Raw genomic sequence first — 26,501 nt, forward strand, 5'->3', positions numbered from 1 at the left:
AGAGGAGAAAGGGAGTAAGTATTATGAATATCGTGCAATCTATTACAATGCTTACACAACTACATCATCATACATGAAACCCTTGAACCTAGCGTGAAAACGTGTAGGTACAAGGGTTATTCCCGTTGTACCTACACTCTACTGAAGAGCCTTGTAGGTATTTTGTCTACAAGGCTCTTTTTATTTTCGGCTTAGGGGAATGAAATAGGCATACATTAGAAGGGGAAAGGTGTGAAAATTTAGATGACAAAATGGAAACGAGCAAACCCGAATGGAACGAGAGATTATTTATTCGAAGAATGTACGTTAATTGAAGAAGTAGAACAAAAATTAAGGCTTACTTTTTTAGAGAGAGGTTATGAGGAAATAAGAACACCTACAATTGAATTTTATGATGTTTTTGCATTTCAAAATAGACCGATAGATGAAGAGAAGATGTATAAATTTTTTGATGAAAAGGGAAGGATTATCGTTTTACGTCCAGATATGACAATTCCTTTAGCGAGAGTTATTGGAACACAGAGATGGGATACGCCACTTAAAGTGACGTATAGCGGGAATGTATTTCGAGCGAATGAATCCCATTCTGGAAAATATAATGAAATCGTACAAAGTGGTATTGAAGTTATCGGGATTGATAATGTAAGAGCTGAAATTGAATGTGTAATAAGTGTCATTCAAGCACTTCAAAAGTTGAAGGTGCAATCTTTTACAATTGAGATTGGGCAAGTACAGTTATATAAATGTATTGTAAAAAAACTCTCCATCCAGGATGAAGAAGAAAGGGTACTTAGAACGTATATAGAAAGTAAAAATTATGCAGCCCTCTCAAATTTTATCGGAGAAAAGAAATTAGATCGATGCGATGAGACAGTAAGATTACTTGAGAAATTGCCAAGGCTATTTGGAAATTTAGAAGTTATTGAGGAAGCAGAAAAGCTTGCTTCAAGTAATGAAATGAAAATGGCAATTGCAAGAGTAAAAGAAATGTATGAAACAATTGAAATGTTAGGATATGGTTCTTACATATCAATTGATTTGGGCATGATTCAACACTTAGATTACTATACGGGTGTTATTTTCAAAGGATATATATATGAAATTGGAGAAGAAATCGTTAGTGGCGGAAGGTACGATGAGCTAATTGGGAATTTTGGAGAAATGCTGCCAGCTGTTGGACTCGCGGTACAAGTAAATCAAATTGTGAAGGCGCTGCAAGAGCAGCAAGAACCATATGAACGAAATCAAATTGATATTGTGATTCATTATGAGTTAAATAGATTAGCGGAAGCAGAAAGGCTACGAAATTTACTTCGAAAGGATGGGAAAAATGCTTGGTTATCTCTATTCTCTAATTTAAGCGATACCTTTCAATTTGCAAGAAAAAATAAAATAGGAACGGTCGTTGAGGCAAAGAATGAATACTTAGTGGAATATGTATGGAATGAGAAATGGGTAGTCCAGAAAGAAGGAGAGGCTTCATGCGTAACATTCAAATTGCGTTAACGAAAGGAAGATTAGAAAAACATGTCATTCCACTTTTTGAGCAGATTGGAATTGATTGTTCCGAGCTCAAAAATAAAGGTCGGAAGCTTGTATTTCAAAGTAAAAATACAAATGTTTCATTTATTTTAGTAAAAGCGATTGATGTTGCTACTTATGTAGAACATGGGGTAGCTGATATTGGCATCGTTGGAAAAGATATTTTAATGGAAAACGAGAAAGATATTTATGAAATGCTGGATTTAGGAGTGGGGATTTGTAAGTTTTGTGTTGCTTCTATTCCTACGTATAATCCGAAGAGTTACCGGAAGAAAAGAATCGCTACGAAATACCCCCATATTACTTCTACTTATTATCATGATAAGGGAGAGGATGTAGAAATTATTAAGATAGAAGGTTCTGTAGAAATCGCTCCTCTTCTTGGATTGGCAGATGCGATTGTAGATATTGTTGAAACAGGAAAAACATTACAAGAGAATGGACTCATTGTATTTGAGGAAATGTACTTTATATCGGCTCGGATGATTGTAAATAAGGCAGCCTTAAAAACTAAAAAAGACGAAATATTCAGCATTATAAATATGATGGAGCAAGAAATCTTATCAGGGAAATAGGAGGATTTAAAATGGAAATCATTTATGAAGAATTTAAGGAGGCATTATCTAAAATAAAAGTGCTAAGAGAAAACGCTAATATAATAGAAGAAACTGTTCAAAGAAGTGTAAGAGAAATCATTAGACATGTAAGGGAAGGGAAAGATGAGGCTTTATCTTTCTATACAAAAAAGTTTGATGGTGTAGAGATGAAAGATTTTCGTGTAAGTGAAGAAGAAATACAGCAAGCGAGTATGTTTGTAGAGAATTCATTTTTAGAAGCTTTAAAAGAGGCGAAGAAAAACGTTGTTTCGTATCACGAAAAGCAAAAGAAGCACTCAATATTCGATTGTGAAAGTAAAGGGATAATTAGAGGGCAACTCATTCGGCCGTTAGAAAATGTAGGTGTATATGTACCGGGTGGGACAGCCTCATATCCTTCTTCAGTATTAATGAATGTATTGCCGGCGAAACTCGCAGGTGTGAAAAAGATTGTAATGGTAACACCGCCGAGGAAAGGAGGAATTGATCCGCATATATTAGCTGCTGCAGATCTTGCGGGAGTAGATGAAATTTATACGATAGGTGGCGCACAAGCAATTGCTGCTTTAGCATACGGGACGGAATCGATTCCGAAAGTGGATAAAATAGTTGGACCGGGAAATTTGTACGTCGCTCTAGCGAAACGAGAAGTATACGGAATAGTAAATATCGATATGATTGCTGGTCCATCAGAAATTGTAGTTGTCGCGGATGAAACAGGTAATGCAAAATATATCGCAGCGGATTTATTATCGCAAGCAGAGCATGATGAGAGAGCAACGGCGATTTGTATTACAACGAATATAGAACTAGCTAAAGAAGTAGAAAAAGAGGTAGAAAGACAGTTGGAAACGTTACCAAGAAGTGAAATTGCACGTGAATCAATAAATAGAAATGGAGCCATCTTTATCGTTCCTTCTTTAGAGGAGGCACTAAAGTTATCAAATGAAATTGCTCCAGAACATTTAGAGTTACATATAAAAGAACCAATGAATGCTCTAGATTATGTGAAACATGCAGGCTCTATTTTCCTTGGGCCATATTCACCTGAACCGCTCGGGGATTATTTAGCGGGACCGAATCATGTATTACCAACGAGCGGAACGGCAAGATTTTTTTCTCCGTTATCAGTCGATGATTTCGTGAAAAAATCAAGTTTTATTTCTTATACGGAGGAAGCATTAAAAAATGTACAGCATCATATTGTAGAGCTTGCAAATAAAGAAGGGTTACATGCACATGCGAGAGCAATCCAAATAAGGTTTGAGGAGGAACAATAATGCGTCAGTCCAGTCAAGTACGTGAGACGACAGAAACAAAAATTAAATTAAGTTTGCAGCTTGATGAAAGTACAAATGTATCTATTCAAACGAGGGTTGGTTTTTTCGATCATATGCTTACTTTATTTGCTAGACATGGAAGATTTGGATTGCAAGTTGAAGCAGAAGGTGATGTATTTGTCGATGCACATCACACCGTTGAAGATGTTGGAATTGTACTCGGAAATTGCTTGAAAGAAGCATTGCAAAACAAAGAGGGAATTAATCGTTACGGTTCTGCGTATGTACCGATGGATGAATCTTTAGGATTTGTCGCAATTGATATAAGTGGACGCTCATATTGTGTATTTCAAGGGGAATTAACAAATCCGAAGCTCGGGGATTTTGATACAGAATTGACGGAAGAATTTTTTAGAGCAGTTGCACATGCTGCCAATATTACATTACATGCGCGCGTTCTGTACGGAAGTAATACACATCACAAAATTGAAGCATTATTTAAAGCTTTTGGTAGAGCGCTTAGAGAAGCGGTCGAAAAAAATGCCAACATTACTGGTGTAAATTCAACGAAAGGAATGTTGTAATTGATTGCCATTATAGATTATGGAATGGGGAATATTCGCAGTGTAGAGCAAGCATTAAAATATATTGGCGCAGAGTACATTGTAACGAGTGATAAAAAAGAGATATTGAGAAGCGATGGCGTGATTTTACCGGGAGTAGGTGCATTTCCGAAAGCGATGGACGTATTAGAAGAAAGAGATTTAGTGTGTGTACTAAAAGAAGTTTGTGACATAGGAAAACCACTCCTCGGTATATGTTTGGGTATGCAACTTTTATTTGAACGAAGTGAGGAACTAAAAGATTGTAGAGGGTTAGGTTTACTACCAGGGGAAATTCGTAAGTTAAAAGTTTCGTATAAAATTCCTCATATGGGATGGAATGAATTAAGGAAGGAAAGAGAATTTCCGCTTTGGAATGGATTAGTGGATGGTTCTTTCGTGTATTATGTTCACTCATATTACGCGGATTGTCCAGATGAAATTGTATGCGGAGTAAGTGATTATGGAATGCAAGTACCAGGGTTTGTCGCGAAAGGAAATGTATTTGGTGCACAGTTTCATCCAGAAAAAAGTGGCGAAATTGGCATGCAAATATTAAAAAATTTTCAAGGGGTGGTAGAAGCATGGAAATCTTCCCAGCTATCGATTTAAAAGAAGGACGATGCGTTAGACTTTATCAAGGAGAGTTTAGTAAAGAAACGGTGATGAATGAAGATCCAGTAGCGCAGGCGATCATATTTGAAAAGCTTGGAGCGGAAATACTACACATTGTTGATTTAGACGGTGCAATTGCTGGCGAGTCTTTAAATTTGCCCGTCATTGAAAAAATCTGCAAGGCGGTACGTATTCCTGTGCAAGTGGGAGGAGGAATTCGTTCACTTGTAACGGTGGAGAAGTTATTGTCAGCAGGTGTAGAAAAAGTGATTTTAGGAACAGCAGCTCTTTATGATAAGTCATTTTTAGAGGAAGCAGTTCGTCTATATAAAGAGAAAATCATTGTTGGAATTGATGCAAAAAATGGTTTCGTAGCAACGAGAGGTTGGCTTGATCTATCTGAAATTTCTTACGTTAGTTTAGCGAAACAAATGGAAAGTTTAGGTGTTCAAACGATTGTGTTTACAGACATTTCGAAAGACGGGACGCTTGCAGGTCCAAATTTTGAACAATTAGCGATACTTCAAAAAAGTGTGGGCATTCGTCTCATCGCCTCTGGAGGGGTGGCATCTATTCAAGATGTGAAAAAGTTAAATGATATGAATATATATGGTGTCATAATTGGAAAGGCGCTTTACGAGAAAACGATTGATTTAGAAGAAGTATTACAGGTAACGAAGTTATGTTAGCGAAACGAATTATTCCATGTCTAGATGTGAAAGAAGGGCGAGTCGTAAAGGGTGTAAATTTTATAGGATTACAAGATGTCGGTGATCCGGTTGAAATAGCTGAAGCATATAACGAGGCAGGGGCAGATGAAATCGTATTTTTAGATATTACGGCGACTCATGAAGGAAGAAAAACGATTATAGATGTTGTAGAAAAAACAGCAGCAAAAGTATTTATTCCTCTTACGGTTGGCGGGGGGATATCAAGTGTGAAAGATATGTACAATTTACTAAGAGCTGGGGCAGACAAAGTTTCAATAAACTCAGCGGCAGTGCGAAACCCGAAGTTAATAGAAGAAGGGGCAGAACACTTTGGATCACAATGTATTGTCGTGGCAATTGATGCTAGAAAAGTAGCAGAAGGTAAATGGAACGTATATGTCAACGGCGGAAGAGTTGACACAGGAATGGATGCCATAGAATGGGCGAAGCGTGTTGTTAAACTTGGGGCAGGTGAAATTTTGTTAACGAGTATGGATGCAGATGGAACGAAAAGCGGATATGACCTTCGTTTAACAGAAGAAATTTCAAAAAGTGTTTCTATTCCAGTCATCGCATCAGGGGGCTGTGGTCATACGGATCATATTATAGAAGTTTTTCAAAAGACAACAGTTGATGCAGCGTTAGCGGCATCCATCTTTCATTATGGTGAGGCGACAGTGCATAGTGTAAAGCGAAAATTAAGAGATGCAAATATTGAGGTGCGGTTATGAAACCTAATTTTTCAAAAGGATTAATACCGGCAATTGTCATCGAAGAAGGTACGAAAGACGTTTTAATGCTAGCTTATATGAATGAAGAAGCATATGAAAAAACGTTAGAGACGAAAAGAACATGGTTTTATTCTCGTTCTAGGCAGTCGTTATGGAATAAGGGGGAAACATCAGGGAATGTTCAATATGTACAATCTTTATATTTAGATTGTGATCAAGATTCAATTGTTGTGAATGTGAAACAAGTAGGACCTGCTTGTCATACGGGAGAGAAGACATGTTTTCACTATCAAATTATATAGGGGGATACATATGGAAAATGCCTTTAAGTTGCTGTATAAAACAATTGAAGAACGAAAGGAAAGCCCACTTCCTGAATCGTATACAAATTATTTATTTTCAAAAGGAGAAGATAAAATTTTAAAGAAGATTGGTGAAGAGTGTGCTGAAGTAATTATCGCATGTAAAAATAATGATAAAGAAGAAGTAGTGAAAGAAATGGTTGATGTATTTTATCACTGTTTCGTTTTATTAGCTGAAAAAAATATTGCATTGGAAGATGTCATGCGAGAGGTGAAAGAACGAAATGGAAAGCTTTCGAAAGTTGGGGATAGAAGGGAAATAGATACATTATAAGGGGAAATGTATATGAAAGTAGATTATCATCTTCACTTAGAAGAAGGACCGTATTCAATAGGATGGCTTGCTAAAATAAATGAAGCATTGGAATGTTATGAACCGCTTCAAGAAAGGCATTCTATTGATTGGCTTATGAAAACACAAGAGCGTTTGCAAAAGCGTGTGAAGGAAGGGCCATTTACAACAGAATGGATAGATCTATATTTAGAAGAAGCTGTGCGAAAAGGAATAAAAGAAGTGGGAATTGTTGATCATCTATATCGTTTTCATGAAGCAAAAGGATATTATGAAAAATATGTAGATATTAGTGATTCTAAGCTCGGTCGTATACAGAAGGAATGGTTAGATCAAGTAAGGGTAGTTTCACTGTATGATTTTACAAAGGCAATTGAAGAGGCGAAAGAACGATGGGGGAAAAGAGGTGTCACACTTAAACTTGGAATTGAAGCGGATTATTTTATTGGTTGTGAAGGAGAGTTAAAAGAATTATTAGCGCTAGGAGACTTTGATTATGTAATTGGTTCCGTTCATTTTCTAAATGGCTGGGGATTTGATAATCCAGATACGAAAGAATATTTTGAGGTGCATGACCTACGCGCATTATATGATATGTTTTTTAAAACAGTTGAGAGTGCGATTCGTATCGAGTTATTTGATATTATCGCTCATCTTGATAATATAAAGGTATTTAATTATCGATTGGATGAGAATGAACAGCTTTCTTATTATGAGGAAATTGCCTGTGCATTAGTAGAAACGAATACGGCAACAGAAATAAATGCAGGATTATACTATCGTTATCCTGTTCGTGAAATGTGCCCAAGTCCACTATATTTACAAGTATTAGCTAAGTATGGTGTTCCAATTACGATTTCTTCGGATGCCCATTACCCAAATGATTTAGGGAATTATGTACAAGAAAATGTACAAACATTACGAGCTCACGGTGTTACTCAGGTTGCAACATTTACGAAGCGAGCAAGAGTAATGAGGTCGCTTGAAGAAGAAGTAACAAATTCAAAATGAAACGCAATTTTTTGATGAAAACTGTTCTTTTTGTTCAAAATAAGAAAGAATGAAAAGGAGGGTAAGAAATGGCGAAACAACAAAATAAACAAAATGTACAAGGTGCACAGCAACAAGCTTATACTTCTGAAACGAATGCTGCATCTCAATCGGTTATTGAGGAGCAAATTAGCGATACGGTTGCAGAAGGAACTATTGATGTGAAGCTCGGAAAAGAATCGCAGGAAAAAGCGTAAGAAAAGGGGAGAGTTGCATCTCCTCTTTTTTCATGGAAAAGTGTCGATTTTCAAAACTATAATCAAATTCCTTGGTTTTTATATGTGGATTTCTTACAATGAAATATAAGAGATGTCTTATTTTCTATAGAAGAGGTGTTAGTAGTGGCAAAAATATTAGTAGCGGGAAAAATTCCGGAAATTGGATTAGAACTATTAAAAGATCATAATGTAGAAATGTACAATAAAGAGGAGTTAATTTCTATAGATGAATTAACAGAGCGTGTAAAAGATAAAGATGCATTGTTAAGTTTACTTTCGACAAAGGTGCCAAAAGAAGTTATTGATGCAGCGCCTCATTTAAAGATTGTTGCAAACTATGGTGCTGGTTACGACAATATTGATTACACGTATGCGGGCGAAAAAGGAATTGCAGTTACGAATACACCGAAAGTATCAACGGAAGCGACTGCAGAATTAACATTTGCACTTCTTTTAGCAGCGGCGCGTAGAATTCCTGAAGGGGATACGTTATGTCGTACGACTGGATTTAACGGATGGGCACCGTTATTTTTCTTAGGACGAGAAGTTCATGGTAAGACAATCGGAATTATAGGTCTTGGAGAAATTGGGAAGGCTGTTGCAAAACGTGCGAAAGCATTTGGAATGGATGTTTTATATACAGGGCCAAATCGTAAGCTTGAAGCTGAAAGTGAACTGGGAGCAACGTATGTGACGTTGGAAGAATTATTACAAACAGCAGACTTTATTACAATTAACTGTGCTTATAATCCAAAATTACATCATATGATTGATGAAGAGCAGTTTAAAATGATGAAGAAAACAGCGTATATTGTAAATGCTTCACGTGGACCAATTATGAATGAAGCAGCACTTGCTCATGCATTAAAAACAAATGAAATTGAAGGAGCAGCTCTTGACGTGTTTGAATTTGAACCGAAAATTACAGAAGAGCTAAAAGAATTAAAGAATGTAGTACTTGCTCCACATGTAGGGAATGCAACATTTGAAACTCGTGATGCGATGGCTGAAATGGCTGTCAGAAATATTTTAGCTGTATTAAACGGCGAAGAGCCAGTAACACCTGTAAATCAAAAGGTATTAGTTACAAAATAAAAAGAAACCTTCCGGACTCGGAAGGTTTTCTTATTTTTCTTTATTCGCTTTTTTAGACGGTCTTTGTCTAATGAATTGAGATAACATGTACAAAATATATAGTGGAATGGCAATGAATAAGAAAACAGAAAAATTTCCAAATCCTGTTTGATACATTGTAATAATGATTCCAACTAAAAATAGTGTAATAATGATGCTATATCGTGGAATTGGTACATCTTTTAAACTTGGGATACGAATGCGGCTCACCATTAAAAATGCGAACGTTACAAATACGGTAATAAGAACGATTTTTGGAATGGTATGTGAAAATAATGTTAAGAAAGCAACAAGCCCTCCCGCTGCTGTAATCGGTACTCCAGTGAAATATTTCATTGAAGTAGAAGATGGTGTTACATTAAATCGTGCTAAACGATATGCTCCGAAAAGAGGGAATAATCCCGCTATGTATAATCCGATGATTCCGTAGTTTGAGAAAGATGTGTAATACATTAAAACAGCTGGTGCTGCACCAAATGTTACGACATCTGCAAGCGAGTCGAGCTCTTTTCCCATTTGTGAATCAACACGTAATAAACGAGCAACACGACCATCAAGACTATCTAACATCATCCCGATAAGTACTAAAATAGCAGCTGATTTATAATATCCTAAAGATGCATAGCCGATTGATAAAAATCCGCTATATAAATTTCCGAGCGTAAATAAGTTTGGAATAGCTGCTCTATACAAAATCTGATCCCTTGCTTTCTGTAATAAATTCTTAATTAGTGTATGAAAGTTTACTTATTTTATCATACCATAAATTTATTCCTCATACGAAAGAAATTACCAATTTGTGAAAGATTTCATAGAAGGATGGTTTGAAAATTAAGTGAAAATAAAAAGAGGAAGCAACTTGTATAAAGTTGCTTCCTTTACTATTCAAATTTCGTTGTCATCGTTCCAGTTTTATATCGATTATTAGGATCGAAGCGTAATAAATCTCCATAAATTAATTTGTCGGAGAATTTTAATTCTGTTTTTGCTTTTTCAATATACGGCTGACATAGCGTCATGTCAGCTTCTTCACCCGTACTTCTTTTGTAGCACATATTTTTTGTATAAACATACTCTTCAGAAACAAAGCTACCATCACGCATTACCATAAGCGGGTCTTTCTCTTTAATAAATAAGTCAGTTCCAAATTCAACGGATTTATTTGTTTTAATACCAAGTAAATGAAGGAGCGTTGGCTTAATATCAATTTGACCGGATACTTTAGAAACAACTTTTCCTTCTTGGCCAGGCACATGAATAATAAGAGGGACTCGTTGTAATTGCATAGAATCGAATGGTGTAATAGTATCTTTTCCTAGGAACTGTGCCATAGCTGCGTTATGGTTTTCGGAAATACCGTAATGATCACCATAAATGACAATAACGGAATTATCATATAATCCTTCTTCTTTTAATTGTTGAATAAATAATTTAAGAGCTTCATCTGTGTAACGAACAGTTGGGAAGTAGCGGTTTACAACACCACTTTCCGAGTTGAATTCATCAACATATTGATCTTCCGGATTTAGAAGAAACGGAAAATGATTTGTTAATGTAATAAATTTTGTATAGAACGGTTGCGGTAAAGATTTTAACTTTGGAATAGATTGTTCAAAGAACTCTTTATCTTTTAATCCCCAACCGACAGACATTTGCTCCGTTCCTGCGTAATCATTTAAATTAAAATAACGATCATATCCAAGCGCAGGATACATTACATCCCGATTCCAAAACGTTTTATCGTTTGAATGGAAGACGGCAGAAGAATATCCGTATTTCTTTAATTGTTCTGGTGTCGCTGTGTATTCATTTGTTGCATGAGTAAAGAATACAGAACCACGATCTAGCGGATAAAGTGAGTTTTCAACGATAAATTCAGCATCAGAAGTTTTGCCTTGTCCAGTTTGATGATAGAAGTTATCGAAATAGAAACTATCCTTAATAAATTCATTTAAAAATGGTGTAATTTCTTTTCCATTTATTTTTTTATTAATAACAAAGTTTTGTGTAGATTCCATTGAAATTAAAATTACATTTTTACCTTTTGCAGCTCCAAATAAGTTTTTATCAACTTGTTTGTCTTTTGAGTCTGTATAGTTTTTAATTTCAGAAAACCCATCCCCACTTGCAAATACACGCTCAGCTGAAGACTTGGATTGAAGCGTAATATCAAATAGATGGTATGTGTATAAACCTAAATTCTTCACGACAGTTTGACGGTCAAATGAGCGCGAGAACATTTGTGGTTTATAAATAACTGATACAACAATTTGTAGTGCTAATAAAGCTGTTACACCGCTAAAGAAAGTTCGCTTCTCTGAGCGGGAAAGTGGTGTTTTGTCGCCAAATGATGGGAATTTACGTGAAATAAACATTAAAATAATTGCATCTGCAAATAAAAGTAATGTTTTGTACGTAAAGAGTTCTTTTATACTTGTCCCTAAATCAGCCATATTGTTTGTTTGGAATAAAACCGGGAAAGTAACGAAATCGTTATAGAACCCATAAAACATTGCGTTTCCAAATAAAATAAATGACAGTATAAAACTGATTCCAATTATAATTCGGTTTCGGTGCTTAGATGCAAGTAAAGCTAAGCCGAAAAATAAAAGTAACGCAGCTAGTGGATTGATAAAAAGCATGAATTCTTCAAAGAAATTATCAATTTTAATATCAAATGCTAGCTTGTACACAATATATGTTTTAATCCATAGTAAAACGACTGCAACGAGTGCAAATCGCAGTTTTGGAAACAGATGTTGTAGCATAATATACTCCTCTCCTAAAAAGCATGACAGTTCTTGTGAGTCAGTTTGCTTAACGACTCATTTTATATATACGAACAGTCCTTTGTTATTATGATTATTATACTATGAGTATCATTATACGAAAATAAAAGAAGGTTGTGGGCTTTTTTATAATAATCGAGTAGAAAAAGAGTGGTGGGAGACAATAAAACAGAATTTCTATGTATGATAATTATCGTACGCAGAAAGAATCGCGTGATAATACGGAGGTTATAATGCGAAAATTATTATATTTTATAGCATGCAGTAGTGTTATACTTTTTACTTCACCGAGTGTGTCGGTAGCCCAATATGATGCACCTCTTATGGAAGATGCACTTTATTCTGTTTTATTTCCAAAAATAAATAAAGCAATTGAAAAACAATATGGAAGTTTGAAACCTTATCAATGTCCTAAAATTATTAGTTTAAAAAAAGTGTATAGCGGTACATATTTATTTCAAGCAAGTATTGAAGTGACAAAGTATGAACGTGTTGCTGGGAAAATTGCTCCACCATTTGAGAAGGTAACGATTACATTTAATAACGAAGAAGGCGAATGGGAAGTGACAAAGATTTCAGTAAAGCGCTTACCAAATGATACGAAACTAAACTGTAAAAAAACAATATAAAAAATTGTTTGACAAATAAAATGGTCCTTTGGTATTGTTAATAGCAACAATTAGATGTTTGAAAATTAAATAGACTTACCTCATCTACTCTCAAAGGTAGAGGCCGCGATAGGAAAGAGTAAGCTATGGGAGATTTAATGGAATCTGTGATCATAGGTTGAAAGGGACTATTGCCGAAATATAAGAATAACCATCTTATTCATATATTGGGACTGCATTGAATAAATGTAGTACTGTCATAAGATTTATTTTATGGAGAGCTATTTGGAGATGTTGATGCGGTTTCTTATTTTGAGGAGATAACAACTCGTTTATTTTTTCAATATATATTTTTCCTAATAAGAAACGCGTGTGAACATTGTTCCGCGCGTTTTTTGTCTATCTAAAAGCGTGCTGCAATGAATAGAAGATTGGGGTTATGAGTTTTAGAGGAAATAAGGGAGGAATTTAAATGTATTTACACGGCACAAGCCGAATTAATGGGCAAGGACACTTAGAAATTGGAGGGTGCGATACGACGCAGCTAGCAAAGCAATACGGAACACCACTTTATGTATACGATGAAGAGTCTATTCGAGGAAAATGCCGAGCATTTCATCGTGCTTTTAAAGAAAGTGGTTTCTCTTATCAAGTAGCATATGCAAGCAAGGCGTTCTTGTGCATGGAGATGTGCCGAGTAGCTCGTGAAGAGAGTATGTCATTAGACGTTGTTTCTGGGGGAGAATTATATACTGCGCTCCAAGCAGGATTTCCGGCATCACGTATTCATTTTCATGGAAATAATAAAACAGAAGAAGAAATAGTGATGGCTCTTCAGGCGAATATCGGTTGTTTTGTCGTAGATAATTTCTTTGAATTAGAAGTTTTACACGATTTAGCGATGCAACATGGGAAATTTGTGAACATATTAATTCGTGTAACGCCTGGAGTAGAGGCGCACACACATGAATATATTACAACAGGTCAAGATGATTCGAAATTTGGATTTGGTGTTTCAAACGGTCAAGCGATGCAGGCAATTGGATTTGCTTTACAAAAATCAAATTATAATGTGCTAGGGATCCATTCACATATTGGGTCGCAAATATTTGAAACAGCTGGTTTTGTTCGAGCAATTGAAGTTCTTCGCCAATTTTTAGAAGAAGTGAGAGAGCAAACAAACTATGTAGTAAAAGTGTTAAATGTAGGCGGGGGATTTGGAATACGTTACACAGAGTCAGATACACCATTAACTCTTGAGACATATGTGCGAGCTGTAACAAGTGCAGTGAGAGAACAATTTACTGTATGTGAATATCCATTGCCAGAAATATGGATTGAGCCAGGCCGTAGCATTGTAGGTGATGCTGGGACAACAATTTATACAGTTGGATCTGTGAAAGATATTCCTGGTATTCGGAAATATGTATCAGTCGATGGTGGAATGACAGATAATTTAAGACCTGCTTTATATAGTGCGCGTTATGAAGCGATGTTAGCGAATCGAGGGAATGATGAGAATGAGGAACTCGTTTCGATTGCTGGGAAATGCTGTGAGAGTGGAGACATGTTGATTTGGGATATTCATTTACCGAAAGTCGCTGCTTCTGATTTACTAGCAGTTTCCTGTACAGGAGCATACGGGTACTCGATGGCGAATAATTACAATCGGATTCGAAGACCAGCCGTTGTCTTTGCAAAAGGCGGAACATCGCAAGTAGTTGTGGAACGCGAAACATATGAAAATATTATTGGGAACGATCGCATACGTATTAAAGAGCTTGTCTAAATAGGAAAAGGAGTTGTTCGAATGGACAATTCCTTTTTTATAAAATAAAATAATTAAAATATATCGGAAAACTAGGATTGAAAAAAATCAGAATTGTGATAAAATACAAATACAAAGCTTATCAAGAGAAGCGGAGGGAACTGGCCCGAAGAAGCTCGGCAACCTGCTTATAGAAAGCAAGGTGCTAAATCCAGCAAAATGGGATCCATTTTGAAAGATAAGGTAAAATATATTACCGAACAGTCTTTTCGAAATGGGAAAGATTTTTTTTATGAATAAAAAGGGGGGCTGTTCGCGTGAGTGTACGGGAACATTTTGATGAAGTATCCGAGAAGATTGAAGCGATGCTTGCTGATATGAAATATGGTTCAATTACAATTGTTGTGCAAGATGGAAAAGTAATTCAGTTAGAGAAAAGTGAAAAAGTACGTTTAAAGTGAAAAGCGCTGACTAGAAAAACTAGAGGCGGTTTTAACCTATTTTCATTAGGTTAAAACCGTCTTTTTGCTTTTACAGGGGGAAAAAACATGTTGACGTATGAAACGTGGGAAGAAAATGTTGTTTCGTTTTCGGAAGAAGATGAAACAAAAGGTGCGTTATCAGTATTAAATTGGGCTTATAAAGAATATAAAGATGAGGTTGTCTACGCATGTAGCTTTGGGGTGGAAGGTATGGTATTGCTACACATTATAAACCAAGTAAATCCATCTGCTAAAGTTGTATTTTTGGATACAAATGTTCATTTTCAAGAAACGTATGAATTAATTCAAAAAGTGCGGGAACGATTTCCTTCATTGAATATTATAGAAAAACAGCCAGAACTTACACTTGATGAACAGGCGAAGTTGCATGGTGAAAAACTGTGGGAGAGCAATCCGAATCTTTGTTGTAAGATTAGAAAAATTTTACCTTTAGAAAAATCATTAGTCGTGGAAAAAGCATGGATATCGGGCTTAAGAAGGGAACAATCAGAAACACGTAAGCATACAAAGTTTATAAATCAAGATCATCGTTTTCAATCTATTAAAGTTTGTCCACTCATTCATTGGACGTGGAAAGAAGTTTGGCGATATGTATACAAACATAGCTTGCCGTATAACCCGTTGCATGATGTTGGCTATCCAAGTATTGGGTGTGAGAAATGTACGTTACCTGTAGGGGATGGTGGCGATTCAAGAGATGGTAGATGGGCTGGAAAAGTGAAAACTGAATGTGGTCTTCATTACCAATAAGATGAATCTTGAAATAAAGCTAAGAGAGGATATAGAAAAATGAGCATAGTAAACGAATTAGTAAACCGTATAGATGAGACATATGACGTATCACAAATTGAAAAAGAAATTAAATTAGACAATATTGCGTTAAGTGATTTAGAACTATTGGCGACAGGTGGATATAGCCCCCTTACTGGTTTTTTAGGGAAGGAAGATTATGATTCTGTTGTAGAAACGCTTCGTTTAGCAAATGGTAGTGTGTGGAGTATACCGATTACATTACCGGTAACAGAAAAAGTCGCAGAAAGCCTGAAGGCTGGAGAGGAAGTAAAGCTTGTCAACAATGGAAATATATACGGTGTCATTCAAATAGAAGATATTTTTGTACCAGATAAAGAAAAAGAAGCGTTACTTGTATATAAAACAACGGATGAGGCTCATCCAGGGGTGAAAAAATTATATGAACGACCAAACGTTTACGTTGGAGGAACTATTATTCTAACAAAACGCTTTGAAAATAATCAATTTCCTTCTTATCATTTAGACCCAATTGAAACGAGGGAAGCATTTAAAAAACGTGGGTGGAAAACAGTGGTCGGATTTCAAACGAGAAACCCGGTACATCGTGCCCATGAGTATATTCAAAAATCTGCTCTTGAAATTGTAGATGGTCTCTTTTTAAATCCGCTCGTCGGAGAAACGAAATCGGATGATATTCCTGCTGATGTAAGAATGGAAAGCTATGAAGTACTTCTTCAAAACTATTATCCGAAAAATCGTGTCTTTTTAAGTGTATTTCCTGCTGCCATGCGTTACGCAGGACCAAGGGAAGCGATATTTCATGCGTTAGTAAGAAAGAATTTTGGATGTACCCACTTTATAGTAGGGCGTGATCATGCTGGAGTAGGAGATTATTACGGAACGTATGAAGCGCAAGAAATCTTCACAAATTTTACGATAGAAGAGTTAGGAATTACACCACTATTCTTTGAACATAGTTTTTACTGCACGAAATGTGAAGCGATGGCTTCAACGAAAACATGTCCGCACGGAAAAGAAGATCATGTTATTTTATCGGGTACGAAAGTAAGAGAATTATTAAGAAACGGTGAGATTCCACCAAGTACATTTAGTCGTAAAGAAGTAGTGGAAGTGCTAATTAAAGGCTTGAAAAAAGAAGTAGTAACAGAATAGGGAGAGAACGAGATGGATACGAATATTACTTGGCATACAGCTTCGGTTTCAAAAGATGAGAGAAGAGTGAAGAATGGACATCATAGTTTTGTAATTTGGTTTACTGGTTTATCAGCTTCGGGTAAATCTACAGTAGCGAATGCGGTCGCTCGTAAACTGTTTGAAAAGAATATTGGAAATTATGTGCTGGATGGGGATAACATTCGCCACGGTTTAAATAAAGACTTAGGATTTTCTGAAAGTGATCGCATGGAAAATATAAGACGTATTGGCGAAGTGGCAAAGTTATTTGTAGACCAAGGAGCAGTTGTCCTTACAGCATTTATTTCACCATTTCGAGTAGACCGCAAACAAGTAAGAGATTTATTAGCGGCAGATGAATTTATTGAAATTTTTGTGAAGTGTCCGATTGAAGAGTGTGAGAAACGTGATCCGAAGGGACTTTATAAAAAGGCAAGAAAAGGTGATATTAAGGATTTCACAGGTATTGATTCGCCTTATGAAGAGCCAGAGCAAGCGGAATTAATTGTAGAAACGCACAAATATTCTATTGAAGAATGTGCAGAACAAATCGTGAAGTACTTACAAGAGCGTAGTTTTATATAGGGGGATAAACAATGAGTTATGAAAAAGTATGGGCTAACAATGAAAAATTAAATCAGACCGAGAAAAATAAATTAGAAAAAGATGGCTTAGAAATTTTTAATGATATTCCTTACTATGCGGAAAATGGTTTCGAATCTATTCCGAAAGAAGAGTGGGATGCCTTTAAATGGGCAGGCTTGTATTTACAAAGACCGAAAGAAGCTGGTTATTTTATGATGCGGGTAAATATTCCGTCAGGGATTATTACAAATGCACAGGCAGAAGTACTTGCTTCTATCGCTGAAGATTATGGACGTGATGTAATAGATATTACGACGAGACAGGCGATTCAGTTTCACTGGTTAGAAATTCAGCAAATTCCAGATATTTTTAAAAGATTAGCAAGAGTTGGGTTATCTTCAGCGGGGGCTTGTGGTGATATAACGCGGAATATTACAGGTAATCCGCTTGCTGGCATTGATGCAAATGAACTATTCGATACAACGCATATTGTGAAAGAAGTATATGATTACTTCCAACATAATGAAGAGTTTTCTAACTTGCCACGTAAATTTAAAATGTCTATTAGTTCTAATATTTATAATTCAGCCAACGCAGAAATTAACTGTGTTGCATTTACGCCTGCAACGAAAGAAATAGATGGTGAGAAAAAAGTTGGTTTTCATATAAAAGTAGGTGGAGGATTATCAGCTCGACCGTATTTAGCTGATGAATTAGATGTATTCGTTTTACCAGAAGAAGTGAAGGCGGTGGCGATTGCGATTGCTACTATATTCCGTGATTTTGGATATCGTGAAAAACGTCATTTAGCTCGGTTGAAATTTCTTGTTGCGGACTGGGGAGCAGAGAAATTTAAAGAGAAACTAATAGAGTATACAGGGCCTTTACAAAGTAAAGGGGAAAGTGCACTCAAAGGATGGAATGCAGGCTATTTTTATGGTGTTCAAGACCAAAAACAAAAGGGATTAAAATATGTAGGTTTTAATGTACCGGTAGGTCGTTTACATGCAGAAGAAATGTTTGAGATTGCAAGAATCGCAAAGCAATATGGAAATGGACAAATTCGTACATGTAACTCGCAAAACTTCATTATTCCGAACGTTCCTCCGGAAAATGTAAAAGGATTACTTAGTGAACCGCTGTTTGAAGCGATATCTGCTAGCCCGAAATCATTTATTGGTCATGCGGTTTCATGTACCGGTATTGAATATTGTAATCTTGCACTAGTAGAAACGAAAGAAAGATTACGAAAAATTGCAGAATACTTAGATACACAAATTGCACTCGATGTTCCAGTTCGAATTCATATGGTAGGCTGCCCGAATTCATGTGGTCAACGTCAAATTGCTGACATTGGGTTACAAGGGGTGAAAATGAAAACGAAGGAAAAAGGCATTGTTGAAGCGTTTGAAATATACGTTGGTGGAACATTGTTAGATGGCGGTGCCTACAATCAAAAGTTAAAAGGAAAAATAGATGGTGAGGATCTACCTGATGTACTCGCATCATTTATAAGTTATTTCAAAGAGAATAAATTACCAGCCGAAACATTTTATGATTTTGTAGGTCGTGTTGGTGTAGATACATTACAAATAGCGTTAAATAACGTGCTAGAAGAAGTAATAGCGTCTTAGGAGGGACGATATGGATTTATATCGATTTGAAGCTGTGTTAGTAAATAGTATTGTTCCGATTGTTGTTGTTGCTCAAAGTGAAGAACAGGCATTTAAGCTTGCGGAGATTGAGCTTGAAAAGCATTTTTTACCGTTGCCAGAGGTAAAAGAGATTTCTTTGTTTGAAAAAAAGAAGATTCGAAAAGGTGGGGCATTTGTTATCCATGAGTAGAGATCAGTAATACGAAAAAATAAAAACTTCCATTCTTATATACGAATGGAAGTTTCATTTTAATAGAAGAAATGAGGAGAGATGATGGGAAAGGTTTATATTGTTGGAGCGGGTCCTGGCGATCCAGATTTAATTACTGTTAAAGGGTTGAAATGTATTGAGAAGGCAGATGTTATTTTATACGACCGACTTGTGAATAAAGAGCTGCTTTCATACGCAAAGCCTGACGCGGATTTAATTTATTGCGGAAAACTCCCGAATTATCACACGATGAAGCAAGAGACAATTAACACGTTTCTTATTAAGTATGCGAAAAAAGGAAAAGTTGTAACGAGGCTTAAGGGCGGCGATCCATTTGTGTTTGGTAGAGGGGGAGAAGAAGCTGAAGCATTAGCAAAGCAAGGTGTACCATTTGAAATCATTCCTGGTATTTCAGCTGGAATAGCTGCTCCTGCTTATGCGGGCATTCCAGTGACGCACCGTGATGCAAGTGCAAGTTTTGCTATTGTGACTGGGCATAGGAAAGAAGGTGCTGAAGAAGAAGTGAAATGGGAAAGTTTAGCGAAAGGTGTAGAGACTTTAGCGGTATATATGGGGGTTAGTAATTTGCCCTACATATGTGAGCAACTTATGAAGCATGGAAAAGATAAAAGTACGCCAGCTGCTATTATTGAGCAGGGGACGACGTCTATGCAACGCACAGTTGTTGGAACGTTAGGGACAATTGTAGATGTTGCGAAAAAAGAGCAAATTCAAAATCCGAGTATGATTGTAATTGGAGAGGTTGTCCGTTTTAGAGAAAAAATTCATTGGTTTGAGAAGCAGACAGAAAATGCTTATCAAGTAAGTGGAGTGTTGTAAAATGAAAGCCGTCTTATATATATGTCATGGAAGTCGTTTGAAGACAGCGAAAGAAGAGGCGATTCAATTTATTACATCGTGCATGAGCCGTATAGAAGCGACTATTCAAGAAGTTTGTTTTTTAGAGTTAGCGAATCCTTCTATTGAAGATGGTTTTCGTACATGTGTGAAGCGTGGGGCCACTGAGATTATTGCTATCCCTGTTTTTTTATTAGCGGCAGGTCATGTAAAAAAAGATATCCCTTTTGAATTGGAAAAGTTAACTAATCAATTTTCGGATGTTAAAGTGACCTATGGTAATCCGTTTGGTGTATCAGAAACACTTGTTAAATCGGTGTATAGCGGAAGTGGCATCGAACAGGAAGATAAAAATGAAGTGACGTTACTTCTTGTTGCAAGAGGGAGCAGTGATCCTGAAGTATTAAGAGATATAAACTGGATTGCTTCTTTATTTCAAACAAAAGAGAAGGTTAAAAAAGTAGAAGTTTGTTATTTAGCGGCTGCAGAGCCAAAATTTGAGGAGAAGTTAAAGGAAGTTGTAGAACGAAAAGAAAAGAACATCGTTGTACTGCCTTACTTGTTATTTACAGGTTTACTTATGAAACATATTGAAAAAGAAGTGCGCCAATATGAAGTGGAAGAGATAAAAATCAGTCCATATTTAGGGAAGAGTGAAGCGTTTCAAGATATGTTAATTCAGAAAACGACGGAGTTATTGAAAGGAGATCAGTATGTATCCACTTACAGTGCGAGTTAATGAGAAACGCGTTGTTGTTATTGGCGGGGGAAAAGTTGCAGGATTTAAAATTATTCCTTTACTCAAACAGGGTGCGGATATAGTTGTGATAAGTCCAGAATTAGATGCGAATTTAGTAAAACTTGTGGAAGAAAAGAAAATTCGTTGGTATCAAAGAGAATATGAAAAAAGTGATATTAAAAGTGCTTTTTTAGTTGTTGCAGCGAGTAGTGATTCAATATTAAATGAACAAGTTGCTGAAGATGCCGCTGAGAATCAATTAGTAAATGTTATTACAAATCCGGAAAGTGGTAATGTTCATTTTCCGGCAGCGATTCATCGTGGTTTACTTAATATAGCAGTTTCTACTGGGGGAGCGAGCCCGAAGCTCGCAAAAAAAATTCGAGATGATATTGCAAATAAATATGATGAGACATATGAATCGTATTTAGATTTTTTATATGAAGTAAGGTTGAAGTTAAAAGATTTACAGTTAGAAAAGAGGGAACGAAATATATTGCTCCAAGAAGTGTTGAAATCAGTATATGTGCAAAATGAGGGGAAAAGAGAAAGTTTTTTACGAGAATTAGAGGAAAAGGTTTTAAAATAATAAAAGATAAAGTGCGCTTTACAAATATAAAAATATAATTTATAATCACAAGTAACTTCAATAGATGAAATCGATGAGCAAGAAGAGTACGTATATTTGATGCGTTCAGAGAGCTGGGGTTAGGTGGGAGCCCGGTACGATAAAATATACAGAATGGGCTTGCGAGAGGTATGTTGAACATTGTAGTAGGCAACCCGGGTTCCGCCGTTAAAAGGATAGAGTATCGGAATTATTCCTGTACTTGAACAAGTGGGATTTATCAATCCAATTGAGGTGGTACCACGGTATTTACATTACATATATCGTCCTCTACATGCATATTTGCGTGTAGGGGACTTTTTTATTTTCTAAAGGAGGTGTGCGAGTATGAAATGAAAGTGTATAATTAACAAAAGTTTAAATATTCAGAAAAGGAGAATTTATGATGAAAGAAACACAGCAATGGACGTCGAAAATAGGCTTTGTACTCGCAGCAGCCGGAGCCGCAGTAGGTCTTGGTGCGATATGGAAATTTCCATATGTTGCAGGTAATGGAGGGGGAGGCGCATTCTTCCTTGTATTTTTACTATTAACTTTATTTATAGGTATGCCTCTTCTAATAGCGGAGTTTGTTATTGGACGTAGCACGCAAAAAGAGGCGGTTACAGCTTATAAAGTACTAGTGCCAAATAGCAAATTATATCCTTGGATTGGTCGTATGGGAGTTGTTACTTGTTTTAGTGTACTATCTTTTTATAGTGTTGTAGGTGGATGGATTTTACTTTATTTATATTATAGTGTGACAGGAAGTTTCTGGAATGGTGCAGCTGATTATGGACAATTGTTCGGTGAAACGATTTCAAATCCATTAAGTGCGATTGGAGCACAATTTATCTTTATGCTTTGTACGATTTTTGTTGTAAGTAAAGGTGTAGAGAAAGGGATAGAAAAGGCAAGTAAGTACATGATGCCGCTATTATTTATTTTATTTATTGCGATTATTGTTCGTGCGTTAACACTCGATGGTGCTTTTGCTGGAGTAGAGTTCTTCTTAAAGCCAGATTTTTCAAAGCTTACAGCAGATACGATTTTATATGCAATGGGACAATCTTTCTTCTCGCTAACAGTAGGTGCCTCAGTAATGGTAACGTATAGTTCGTATTTAAAGAAAGAGGAACATTTAACGAAATCAGCAACATCTATTGTAAGTTTAACTGTTTTTGTTACAGTACTTGCAGGATTAGCAATTTTCCCAGCGATTTTCGCATTAGGAGTTAAACCGACTGAAGGACCAGGATTACTGTTTATCGTCCTTCCGGCAGTATTTGCAAAAATACCATTTGGTCAATTTTTCTTTATTATGTTTTTAATTTTATTCTTCTTTGCGACTTTAACATCAGCAATTTCAATGCTTGAAATTGTAGTAGCATCTGTTGCGAAAGGTAATGAGAAGAAGCGTCCTTCAGCATCATTATTAATTGGTATTCTTATTTTTGCAGTCGGTATTCCATCAGCGTTATCATTTGGGATTATGAGTGACGTGAAAATATTTGGGAAAACGTTCTTTGATTTAGTCGACTTTTCAGTAAGTAACGTATTGCTACCGTTAGGAGTACTAGCTATTTCATTATTTGTACCAAATAAAATGAGTAAAGAATTGTTGATGAAAGAATTAGAAGTGACGGAAACGAAAGGGAAAACGTTATTTAACATTTGGTTCTTCTTACTTCGTTATGTTATTCCGGTAACTGTAATAATTGTATTTTTAAATGCGATAAGTGTATTTAAAATGTTTGCATAAAAAAAGGCGGGGATCTCCCGTCTTTTTTTATGTTGATGAATGTAATAGACGATTATACGCTTTATAGGCTGTGGTGACTGCGAGGAATGAACCGATTAAAAATAAAACTGAGCCGCCAAATGTAAATATCCGGCCAATATACGTTTCTCTAGCTTCTTCTATTTTTTGTTGTAATTGCGTATTCATATGGATCACCTCGTAAACTATAGGCATTTAGTTATAGTCTATGTAGAATGCCTATATTGTGTGAAGTGTAAATAAAAAACCTCGGTAGGCACCGAGGTTTTTTTATAATCCGATATAAGGAGATGGGTCAACTGCGTTTGTCTTGCCGACATTCCATTCTCCAAGATGAAGTTCGAAGTGTAAATGTTGTCCGTATGATTGGCCCGTATTCCCCATAAATCCAAGCTGATCGCCTTGTTTTACAGTTTGTCCATTCGATACAGAACGGCTATTCATATGAGCATATACTGTCGTATATGTTTTTCCGTTTATACGGTGAGATAAATACACTACGTTTCCGTAACTAGATGATAATTCTGAGCGAATAACAACGCCATCTGCAGCAGCGATAATTGGAACCGTTCCCGAAGCAGCGATGTCAATTCCTTTATGGTTATCTAAAGAACGTACACCAAATCCGGAAGTTTTTGATCCAGCTGCTGGTTTGATAAAACCACCGATATTTGTATCATGTGGTGTTGGGGCCGCTTGAGCAGATTTAGTAGCTTGTTGTTTGCGAGCCTCTTCTGCCTGGCGGGCTTCTTCCGCTTTACGAGCTTCTTCGGCCCGTTTTTCTTCTTCAATTGCTTTTTGAACAGCTTGACGTTGATTTTCTAAAATGCCTTTGGATTCTTCTAATCCTTCAATCTCTGAATCTACTTTTGCTACTTTCGTATGTAGATCGTTAATAAGAGTTTGTTGCTGCTGTTGGTTATTTTGTAATTCTTGCTGTTTTTGTTCTAGTTTTTGTTCAGAGTCTTTCAGTTGTTGTTCTTTTTTCTCAACAGCCTCTTTTTCTGTCGTTACAGCATTTTGATCAGATGTTTGTTTTTTTACAATATCTGTATCGTTGTTTAATATTAAACTTACGGAGTACATATTATCAACAAGATCAGCAATGTTTGTAGAGTTTGTTAATACTTCTGTAATGATATTTGTACGCGGTTTTTCTTGCATAGATTGTAATCGTTGTTTAATAACTTCCTGACGTGTATCTATGTTTGTTTGTAATTGTTCTATATGTTTCTTTTTGTCAGTAATTACTTGTTGTGTTTTGCTAATTTCTTTTTTTGTATCGTTTAATTCAGTCTCATTTTTATTAATGGAAGTAGTTAATTCATCGATTTTCTTCTGTAATTCTTGAATTTCTTTTTCTATTTGTTCTTTCTCGACTGATTTATTTTGTAAGTCACTTTGTTTGCCTTCTAATTCAGATTGAATGTTAGATAATTTATCTTGATTCGTTTCAGCGTATACGGGTGAAAGTAACGGGGAAGCAAAAATCGTTCCTGCTGCTAAAACGCTAAACGCTGCAAATTTCTTTTTCATTGTTGTCTGACTCCTTTCCCTATGAATGTTATATATCATAAGAAGAAGGGTGTCTATCGTTGTAATCATAATGTAAAGAAAATTTTATAAAATTGCTAAGTTTTGTCGGAATTTATCATTTTTCAACTGTAATTGTCATAGTGCTTACATTTTATTCATATGTGTAACAAAGGTATATTTTGGGATTTATCTGTAAAATGAAGGAGGAAAGTAATCGTTTTTATGAGGTGAAATATTACTTGGAAAGCTAATAAAACACTAGTGAGGAATCGTTCTCATGTTAGGTTTTCTGACATGGGTCTGCTTTTTGTCAAGAAAATTATTTGTATTCGGGCAAAGTTATTTTGTTGTCAGATTTAAATTTTTGATTTATGATTTTTAACAGGGACAAAATGTAGTGAATTGTCGAATAATATGTAATACTCTTAATTTCTTAGTTTTATAGAGATAGAATGAGAGATAGAGTGACACATCGAAGAGGGGGTTACAACAAATATGAAAAGAATAGGACTTGCATGGCAAATATTAATAGGACTTGCGCTTGGTATTGCGGTTGGTGCGATTTTCTTTGATAATCCAGCTGTTGTGAAGTACTTACAACCAATTGGTGATATTTTCATCCGATTAATTAAAATGATCGTTGTACCGATTGTTGTAGCAAGTATTGTTGTTGGGGTTGCTGGTGTTGGCGATGTTAAAAAACTAGGTCGACTAGGCGGAAAAACAATTCTTTACTTTGAAATTATTACAACAATTGCAATTATTGTTGGTCTATTAATAGCGAATATTTTCCAACCAGGAAAAGGCGTAAATATGGAGCAGTTAACAAAGACAGATATTTCGAAATATACACATACGACAGAGCAAGTACAAAGTCATTCATTTGCAGATACATTTGTAAATATTGTTCCAACGAACATTATGAAGTCGTTAGCTGACGGAGATATGCTTGCTATTATCTTCTTCTCTGTACTATTTGGTTTAGGTGTAGCAGCAATTGGTGAAAGAGGAAGACCAGTTCTTCAATTTTTCCAAGGTGTAGCTGATGCAATGTTTTACGTAACAAACCAAGTTATGAAATTTGCACCATTTGGTGTGTTTGCACTAATTGGTGTTACAGTTTCTACATTTGGTCTTGCTTCATTAATTCCATTAGGGAAATTACTAATTGTCGTATATGGAGCAATGATTTTCTTCGTCGTAGTTGTCTTAGGACTTACAGCGAAAATATTTGGAATTAACATTTTCCAATTCTTTAAGATTTTAAAAGACGAGCTGATCTTAGCGTATTCTACAGCAAGCTCAGAAACAGTTTTACCAAAAATCATGGAGAAAATGGAGAAATTTGGTTGCCCGAAAGCAATTACATCTTTCGTTATTCCGACAGGTTACTCATTTAACTTAGATGGATCAACTTTATATCAAGCAATTGCGGCTATTTTCTTAGCGCAAATGTACGGTATTGATTTATCTATTACACAACAAATTACATTGTTGCTTGTATTAATGGTTACATCAAAAGGTATCGCAGGTGTACCGGGCGTATCATTCGTTGTATTATTAGCGACACTTGGTACAGTAGGTATTCCACCTGAAGGCTTAGCGTTCATTGCTGGTATTGACCGTATTTTAGATATGGCTCGTACAGCAGTTAACGTTGTAGGAAACTCTTTAGCAGCTGTAGTTATGTCTAAGTGGGAAGGTCAATATGACGCTGAAAAAGGACAAGCTTATTTAAAAGAGATTTCTGAAAAGGGTCAAGCGGCTTAATTATAATATGAAC

29 protein-coding genes, 2 riboswitches and 1 other annotated feature are annotated in these 26,501 nt (G+C 36.0%); of the genes, 25 read left to right on the forward strand and 4 right to left on the reverse strand.

Translation table 11 applies throughout. The features are described 5' to 3' along the window. Positions 1-243: 243 nt before the first annotated feature. The 12 genes from V7S45_RS06905 to V7S45_RS06960 all read left to right on the forward strand — a co-directional run bounded on the left by V7S45_RS06905 (position 244) and on the right by V7S45_RS06960 (position 9,093). Positions 244-1,506, forward strand: coding sequence for an ATP phosphoribosyltransferase regulatory subunit (locus V7S45_RS06905; RefSeq protein WP_000170296.1), 1,263 nt, complete (start codon positions 244-246; stop codon positions 1,504-1,506). Further along, on the forward strand, positions 1,482-2,117 hold the full coding sequence (gene hisG / locus V7S45_RS06910; protein WP_025688963.1) for an ATP phosphoribosyltransferase: 636 nt from the start codon (positions 1,482-1,484) through the stop codon (positions 2,115-2,117). Before V7S45_RS06905 ends, hisG begins: the two co-directional genes overlap by 25 nt. Positions 2,118-2,128: 11 nt before the next feature. Further along, the gene (gene hisD / locus V7S45_RS06915) at positions 2,129-3,418 is read left to right on the forward strand and encodes a histidinol dehydrogenase (RefSeq protein ID WP_025688964.1); all 1,290 of its coding nucleotides are present in this window, start codon (positions 2,129-2,131) and stop codon (positions 3,416-3,418) included. Next, positions 3,418-4,002 (forward strand): imidazoleglycerol-phosphate dehydratase HisB, encoded by a 585-nt coding sequence (gene hisB / locus V7S45_RS06920; protein ID WP_001249960.1) that lies wholly within the window; start codon positions 3,418-3,420, stop codon positions 4,000-4,002. Before hisD ends, hisB begins: the two co-directional genes overlap by 1 nt. After that, positions 4,003-4,632 (forward strand): imidazole glycerol phosphate synthase subunit HisH, encoded by a 630-nt coding sequence (gene hisH, locus V7S45_RS06925; protein ID WP_000560359.1) that lies wholly within the window; start codon positions 4,003-4,005, stop codon positions 4,630-4,632. It abuts the gene before it with no gap. Then, the gene (gene hisA, locus V7S45_RS06930; RefSeq protein ID WP_000402298.1) at positions 4,605-5,324 is read left to right on the forward strand and encodes a 1-(5-phosphoribosyl)-5-[(5-phosphoribosylamino)methylideneamino]imidazole-4-carboxamide isomerase; all 720 of its coding nucleotides are present in this window, start codon (positions 4,605-4,607) and stop codon (positions 5,322-5,324) included. Before hisH ends, hisA begins: the two co-directional genes overlap by 28 nt. Next, positions 5,318-6,076: an imidazoleglycerol phosphate synthase cyclase subunit gene (hisF, locus tag V7S45_RS06935; RefSeq protein ID WP_025688968.1), complete on the forward strand. Its 759-nt coding sequence runs from the start codon at positions 5,318-5,320 to the stop codon at positions 6,074-6,076. The genes hisA and hisF overlap by 7 nt, the downstream gene beginning before the upstream one ends. Beyond that, the gene (gene hisI, locus V7S45_RS06940) at positions 6,073-6,378 is read left to right on the forward strand and encodes a phosphoribosyl-AMP cyclohydrolase (protein ID WP_000803955.1); all 306 of its coding nucleotides are present in this window, start codon (positions 6,073-6,075) and stop codon (positions 6,376-6,378) included. The genes hisF and hisI overlap by 4 nt, the downstream gene beginning before the upstream one ends. Positions 6,379-6,388: 10 nt before the next feature. Further along, a complete protein-coding gene (hisE, locus tag V7S45_RS06945; protein WP_025688971.1) occupies positions 6,389-6,712 on the forward strand; it encodes a phosphoribosyl-ATP diphosphatase in 324 nt (107 codons plus the stop codon). A gap of 12 nt (positions 6,713-6,724) precedes the next feature. Then, positions 6,725-7,741, forward strand: coding sequence for a histidinol phosphate phosphatase domain-containing protein (locus V7S45_RS06950; protein WP_088344763.1), 1,017 nt, complete (start codon positions 6,725-6,727; stop codon positions 7,739-7,741). 68 nt (positions 7,742-7,809) lie between these two features. Further along, positions 7,810-7,977 carry a YozQ family protein gene (locus V7S45_RS06955; protein ID WP_001118878.1) on the forward strand — a complete coding sequence of 56 codons (168 nt, stop codon included), beginning with the start codon at positions 7,810-7,812 and terminating at the stop codon, positions 7,975-7,977. Between the two features lie 144 nt (positions 7,978-8,121). Further along, complete coding sequence (locus V7S45_RS06960) at positions 8,122-9,093, forward strand: NAD(P)-dependent oxidoreductase (protein ID WP_001062858.1); 972 nt, start codon at positions 8,122-8,124, stop codon at positions 9,091-9,093. Between the two features lie 30 nt (positions 9,094-9,123). Here the strand turns inward: V7S45_RS06960 and pssA are convergent, their stop codons facing one another. Further along, positions 9,124-9,825, reverse strand: a complete 702-nt coding sequence (pssA, locus tag V7S45_RS06965) for a CDP-diacylglycerol--serine O-phosphatidyltransferase (protein ID WP_000285417.1) — start codon at positions 9,823-9,825, stop codon at positions 9,124-9,126. Between the two features lie 188 nt (positions 9,826-10,013). Then, positions 10,014-11,900 carry an LTA synthase family protein gene (locus V7S45_RS06970; RefSeq protein WP_025688976.1) on the reverse strand — a complete coding sequence of 629 codons (1,887 nt, stop codon included), beginning with the start codon at positions 11,898-11,900 and terminating at the stop codon, positions 10,014-10,016. A 254-nt stretch (positions 11,901-12,154) separates the two neighbouring features. Between V7S45_RS06970 and V7S45_RS06975 the strand changes: the two genes are divergently transcribed. From V7S45_RS06975 to V7S45_RS07030, 12 genes are all read left to right on the forward strand, one after another. Then, on the forward strand, positions 12,155-12,550 hold the full coding sequence (locus tag V7S45_RS06975; RefSeq protein ID WP_001228823.1) for a DUF3888 domain-containing protein: 396 nt from the start codon (positions 12,155-12,157) through the stop codon (positions 12,548-12,550). A gap of 89 nt (positions 12,551-12,639) precedes the next feature. Further along, a riboswitch (Lysine riboswitch) is annotated at positions 12,640-12,821 on the forward strand. A gap of 180 nt (positions 12,822-13,001) precedes the next feature. Further along, on the forward strand, positions 13,002-14,318 hold the full coding sequence (gene lysA, locus V7S45_RS06980; protein ID WP_000280676.1) for a diaminopimelate decarboxylase: 1,317 nt from the start codon (positions 13,002-13,004) through the stop codon (positions 14,316-14,318). A gap of 115 nt (positions 14,319-14,433) precedes the next feature. Beyond that, positions 14,434-14,542: riboswitch (SAM riboswitch) on the forward strand. A 72-nt stretch (positions 14,543-14,614) separates the two neighbouring features. Next, positions 14,615-14,758 (forward strand): YezD family protein, encoded by a 144-nt coding sequence (locus V7S45_RS06985; RefSeq protein ID WP_000116158.1) that lies wholly within the window; start codon positions 14,615-14,617, stop codon positions 14,756-14,758. Positions 14,759-14,845: 87 nt separating this feature from the next. After that, on the forward strand, positions 14,846-15,550 hold the full coding sequence (locus V7S45_RS06990; protein WP_000959020.1) for a phosphoadenylyl-sulfate reductase: 705 nt from the start codon (positions 14,846-14,848) through the stop codon (positions 15,548-15,550). Between the two features lie 39 nt (positions 15,551-15,589). Further along, complete coding sequence (gene sat / locus V7S45_RS06995; RefSeq protein ID WP_000029491.1) at positions 15,590-16,726, forward strand: sulfate adenylyltransferase; 1,137 nt, start codon at positions 15,590-15,592, stop codon at positions 16,724-16,726. 12 nt (positions 16,727-16,738) lie between these two features. Continuing rightward, complete coding sequence (gene cysC / locus V7S45_RS07000) at positions 16,739-17,332, forward strand: adenylyl-sulfate kinase (RefSeq protein WP_000380499.1); 594 nt, start codon at positions 16,739-16,741, stop codon at positions 17,330-17,332. Between the two features lie 11 nt (positions 17,333-17,343). After that, positions 17,344-18,966, forward strand: coding sequence for a ferredoxin--nitrite reductase (locus tag V7S45_RS07005; RefSeq protein ID WP_025688979.1), 1,623 nt, complete (start codon positions 17,344-17,346; stop codon positions 18,964-18,966). Positions 18,967-18,976: 10 nt separating this feature from the next. Then, complete coding sequence (locus V7S45_RS07010; protein WP_000366914.1) at positions 18,977-19,177, forward strand: DUF3906 family protein; 201 nt, start codon at positions 18,977-18,979, stop codon at positions 19,175-19,177. An 84-nt stretch (positions 19,178-19,261) separates the two neighbouring features. Further along, positions 19,262-20,038: a uroporphyrinogen-III C-methyltransferase gene (gene cobA / locus V7S45_RS07015; protein WP_000521262.1), complete on the forward strand. Its 777-nt coding sequence runs from the start codon at positions 19,262-19,264 to the stop codon at positions 20,036-20,038. 1 nt (position 20,039) lies between these two features. Beyond that, positions 20,040-20,795, forward strand: coding sequence for a sirohydrochlorin chelatase (locus V7S45_RS07020; RefSeq protein ID WP_016122165.1), 756 nt, complete (start codon positions 20,040-20,042; stop codon positions 20,793-20,795). Then, positions 20,770-21,384: an NAD(P)-binding protein gene (locus V7S45_RS07025; protein ID WP_000283356.1), complete on the forward strand. Its 615-nt coding sequence runs from the start codon at positions 20,770-20,772 to the stop codon at positions 21,382-21,384. Before V7S45_RS07020 ends, V7S45_RS07025 begins: the two co-directional genes overlap by 26 nt. 64 nt (positions 21,385-21,448) lie before the next feature. Beyond that, positions 21,449-21,697, forward strand: a binding site (T-box leader). A gap of 111 nt (positions 21,698-21,808) precedes the next feature. Next, a complete protein-coding gene (locus V7S45_RS07030) occupies positions 21,809-23,164 on the forward strand; it encodes a sodium-dependent transporter (protein ID WP_025688984.1) in 1,356 nt (451 codons plus the stop codon). A 27-nt stretch (positions 23,165-23,191) separates the two neighbouring features. On the opposite strand, the gene V7S45_RS07035 is transcribed toward V7S45_RS07030, so the two are convergent. Together V7S45_RS07035 and V7S45_RS07040 are read right to left on the reverse strand one after the other, a co-directional pair. Next, the gene (locus tag V7S45_RS07035; RefSeq protein ID WP_001096001.1) at positions 23,192-23,350 is read right to left on the reverse strand and encodes a hypothetical protein; all 159 of its coding nucleotides are present in this window, start codon (positions 23,348-23,350) and stop codon (positions 23,192-23,194) included. Between the two features lie 102 nt (positions 23,351-23,452). Beyond that, entirely contained in the window at positions 23,453-24,718 is a 1,266-nt protein-coding gene (locus tag V7S45_RS07040) for a M23 family metallopeptidase (protein WP_000726086.1), read from the reverse strand. A 495-nt stretch (positions 24,719-25,213) separates the two neighbouring features. On the opposite strand from V7S45_RS07040, the gene gltP reads away from it, so the two are divergent. Further along, positions 25,214-26,488, forward strand: coding sequence for a glutamate/aspartate:proton symporter GltP (gltP, locus tag V7S45_RS07045; RefSeq protein WP_000821130.1), 1,275 nt, complete (start codon positions 25,214-25,216; stop codon positions 26,486-26,488). Positions 26,489-26,501: the final 13 nt, after the last annotated feature.

It is taken from the genome of Bacillus sp. BR3(2024), from assembly GCF_039134555.1.
Classification (GTDB): domain Bacteria; phylum Bacillota; class Bacilli; order Bacillales; family Bacillaceae_G; genus Bacillus_A; species Bacillus_A cereus.

Excerpts from the sequence above, each read along its gene's own strand:
- cysC (WP_000380499.1), top strand. The coding sequence starts at position 16,739 with ATGGATACGAATATTACTTGGCATACAGCTTCGGTTTCAAAAGATGAG.
- V7S45_RS07010 (WP_000366914.1), top strand. The coding sequence starts at position 18,977 with ATGGATTTATATCGATTTGAAGCTGTGTTAGTAAATAGTATTGTTCCG.
- hisE (WP_025688971.1), top strand. The coding sequence starts at position 6,389 with ATGGAAAATGCCTTTAAGTTGCTGTATAAAACAATTGAAGAACGAAAG.
- V7S45_RS07025 (WP_000283356.1), top strand. The coding sequence starts at position 20,770 with ATGTATCCACTTACAGTGCGAGTTAATGAGAAACGCGTTGTTGTTATT.
- V7S45_RS07005 (WP_025688979.1), top strand. The coding sequence starts at position 17,344 with ATGAGTTATGAAAAAGTATGGGCTAACAATGAAAAATTAAATCAGACC.
- hisF (WP_025688968.1), top strand. The coding sequence starts at position 5,318 with ATGTTAGCGAAACGAATTATTCCATGTCTAGATGTGAAAGAAGGGCGA.
- V7S45_RS07020 (WP_016122165.1), top strand. The coding sequence starts at position 20,040 with ATGAAAGCCGTCTTATATATATGTCATGGAAGTCGTTTGAAGACAGCG.
- V7S45_RS06905 (WP_000170296.1), top strand. The coding sequence starts at position 244 with ATGACAAAATGGAAACGAGCAAACCCGAATGGAACGAGAGATTATTTA.
- hisD (WP_025688964.1), top strand. The coding sequence starts at position 2,129 with ATGGAAATCATTTATGAAGAATTTAAGGAGGCATTATCTAAAATAAAA.
- cobA (WP_000521262.1), top strand. The coding sequence starts at position 19,262 with ATGGGAAAGGTTTATATTGTTGGAGCGGGTCCTGGCGATCCAGATTTA.
- V7S45_RS06970 (WP_025688976.1), bottom strand. The coding sequence starts at position 11,900 with ATGCTACAACATCTGTTTCCAAAACTGCGATTTGCACTCGTTGCAGTC.
- lysA (WP_000280676.1), top strand. The coding sequence starts at position 13,002 with ATGTATTTACACGGCACAAGCCGAATTAATGGGCAAGGACACTTAGAA.
- V7S45_RS07030 (WP_025688984.1), top strand. The coding sequence starts at position 21,809 with ATGAAAGAAACACAGCAATGGACGTCGAAAATAGGCTTTGTACTCGCA.
- sat (WP_000029491.1), top strand. The coding sequence starts at position 15,590 with ATGAGCATAGTAAACGAATTAGTAAACCGTATAGATGAGACATATGAC.
- gltP (WP_000821130.1), top strand. The coding sequence starts at position 25,214 with ATGAAAAGAATAGGACTTGCATGGCAAATATTAATAGGACTTGCGCTT.
- V7S45_RS06950 (WP_088344763.1), top strand. The coding sequence starts at position 6,725 with ATGAAAGTAGATTATCATCTTCACTTAGAAGAAGGACCGTATTCAATA.
- V7S45_RS06955 (WP_001118878.1), top strand. The coding sequence starts at position 7,810 with ATGGCGAAACAACAAAATAAACAAAATGTACAAGGTGCACAGCAACAA.
- hisI (WP_000803955.1), top strand. The coding sequence starts at position 6,073 with ATGAAACCTAATTTTTCAAAAGGATTAATACCGGCAATTGTCATCGAA.
- hisA (WP_000402298.1), top strand. The coding sequence starts at position 4,605 with ATGGAAATCTTCCCAGCTATCGATTTAAAAGAAGGACGATGCGTTAGA.
- V7S45_RS06975 (WP_001228823.1), top strand. The coding sequence starts at position 12,155 with ATGCGAAAATTATTATATTTTATAGCATGCAGTAGTGTTATACTTTTT.
- V7S45_RS06990 (WP_000959020.1), top strand. The coding sequence starts at position 14,846 with ATGTTGACGTATGAAACGTGGGAAGAAAATGTTGTTTCGTTTTCGGAA.
- hisB (WP_001249960.1), top strand. The coding sequence starts at position 3,418 with ATGCGTCAGTCCAGTCAAGTACGTGAGACGACAGAAACAAAAATTAAA.
- V7S45_RS07035 (WP_001096001.1), bottom strand. The coding sequence starts at position 23,350 with ATGAATACGCAATTACAACAAAAAATAGAAGAAGCTAGAGAAACGTAT.
- hisG (WP_025688963.1), top strand. The coding sequence starts at position 1,482 with ATGCGTAACATTCAAATTGCGTTAACGAAAGGAAGATTAGAAAAACAT.
- V7S45_RS07040 (WP_000726086.1), bottom strand. The coding sequence starts at position 24,718 with ATGAAAAAGAAATTTGCAGCGTTTAGCGTTTTAGCAGCAGGAACGATT.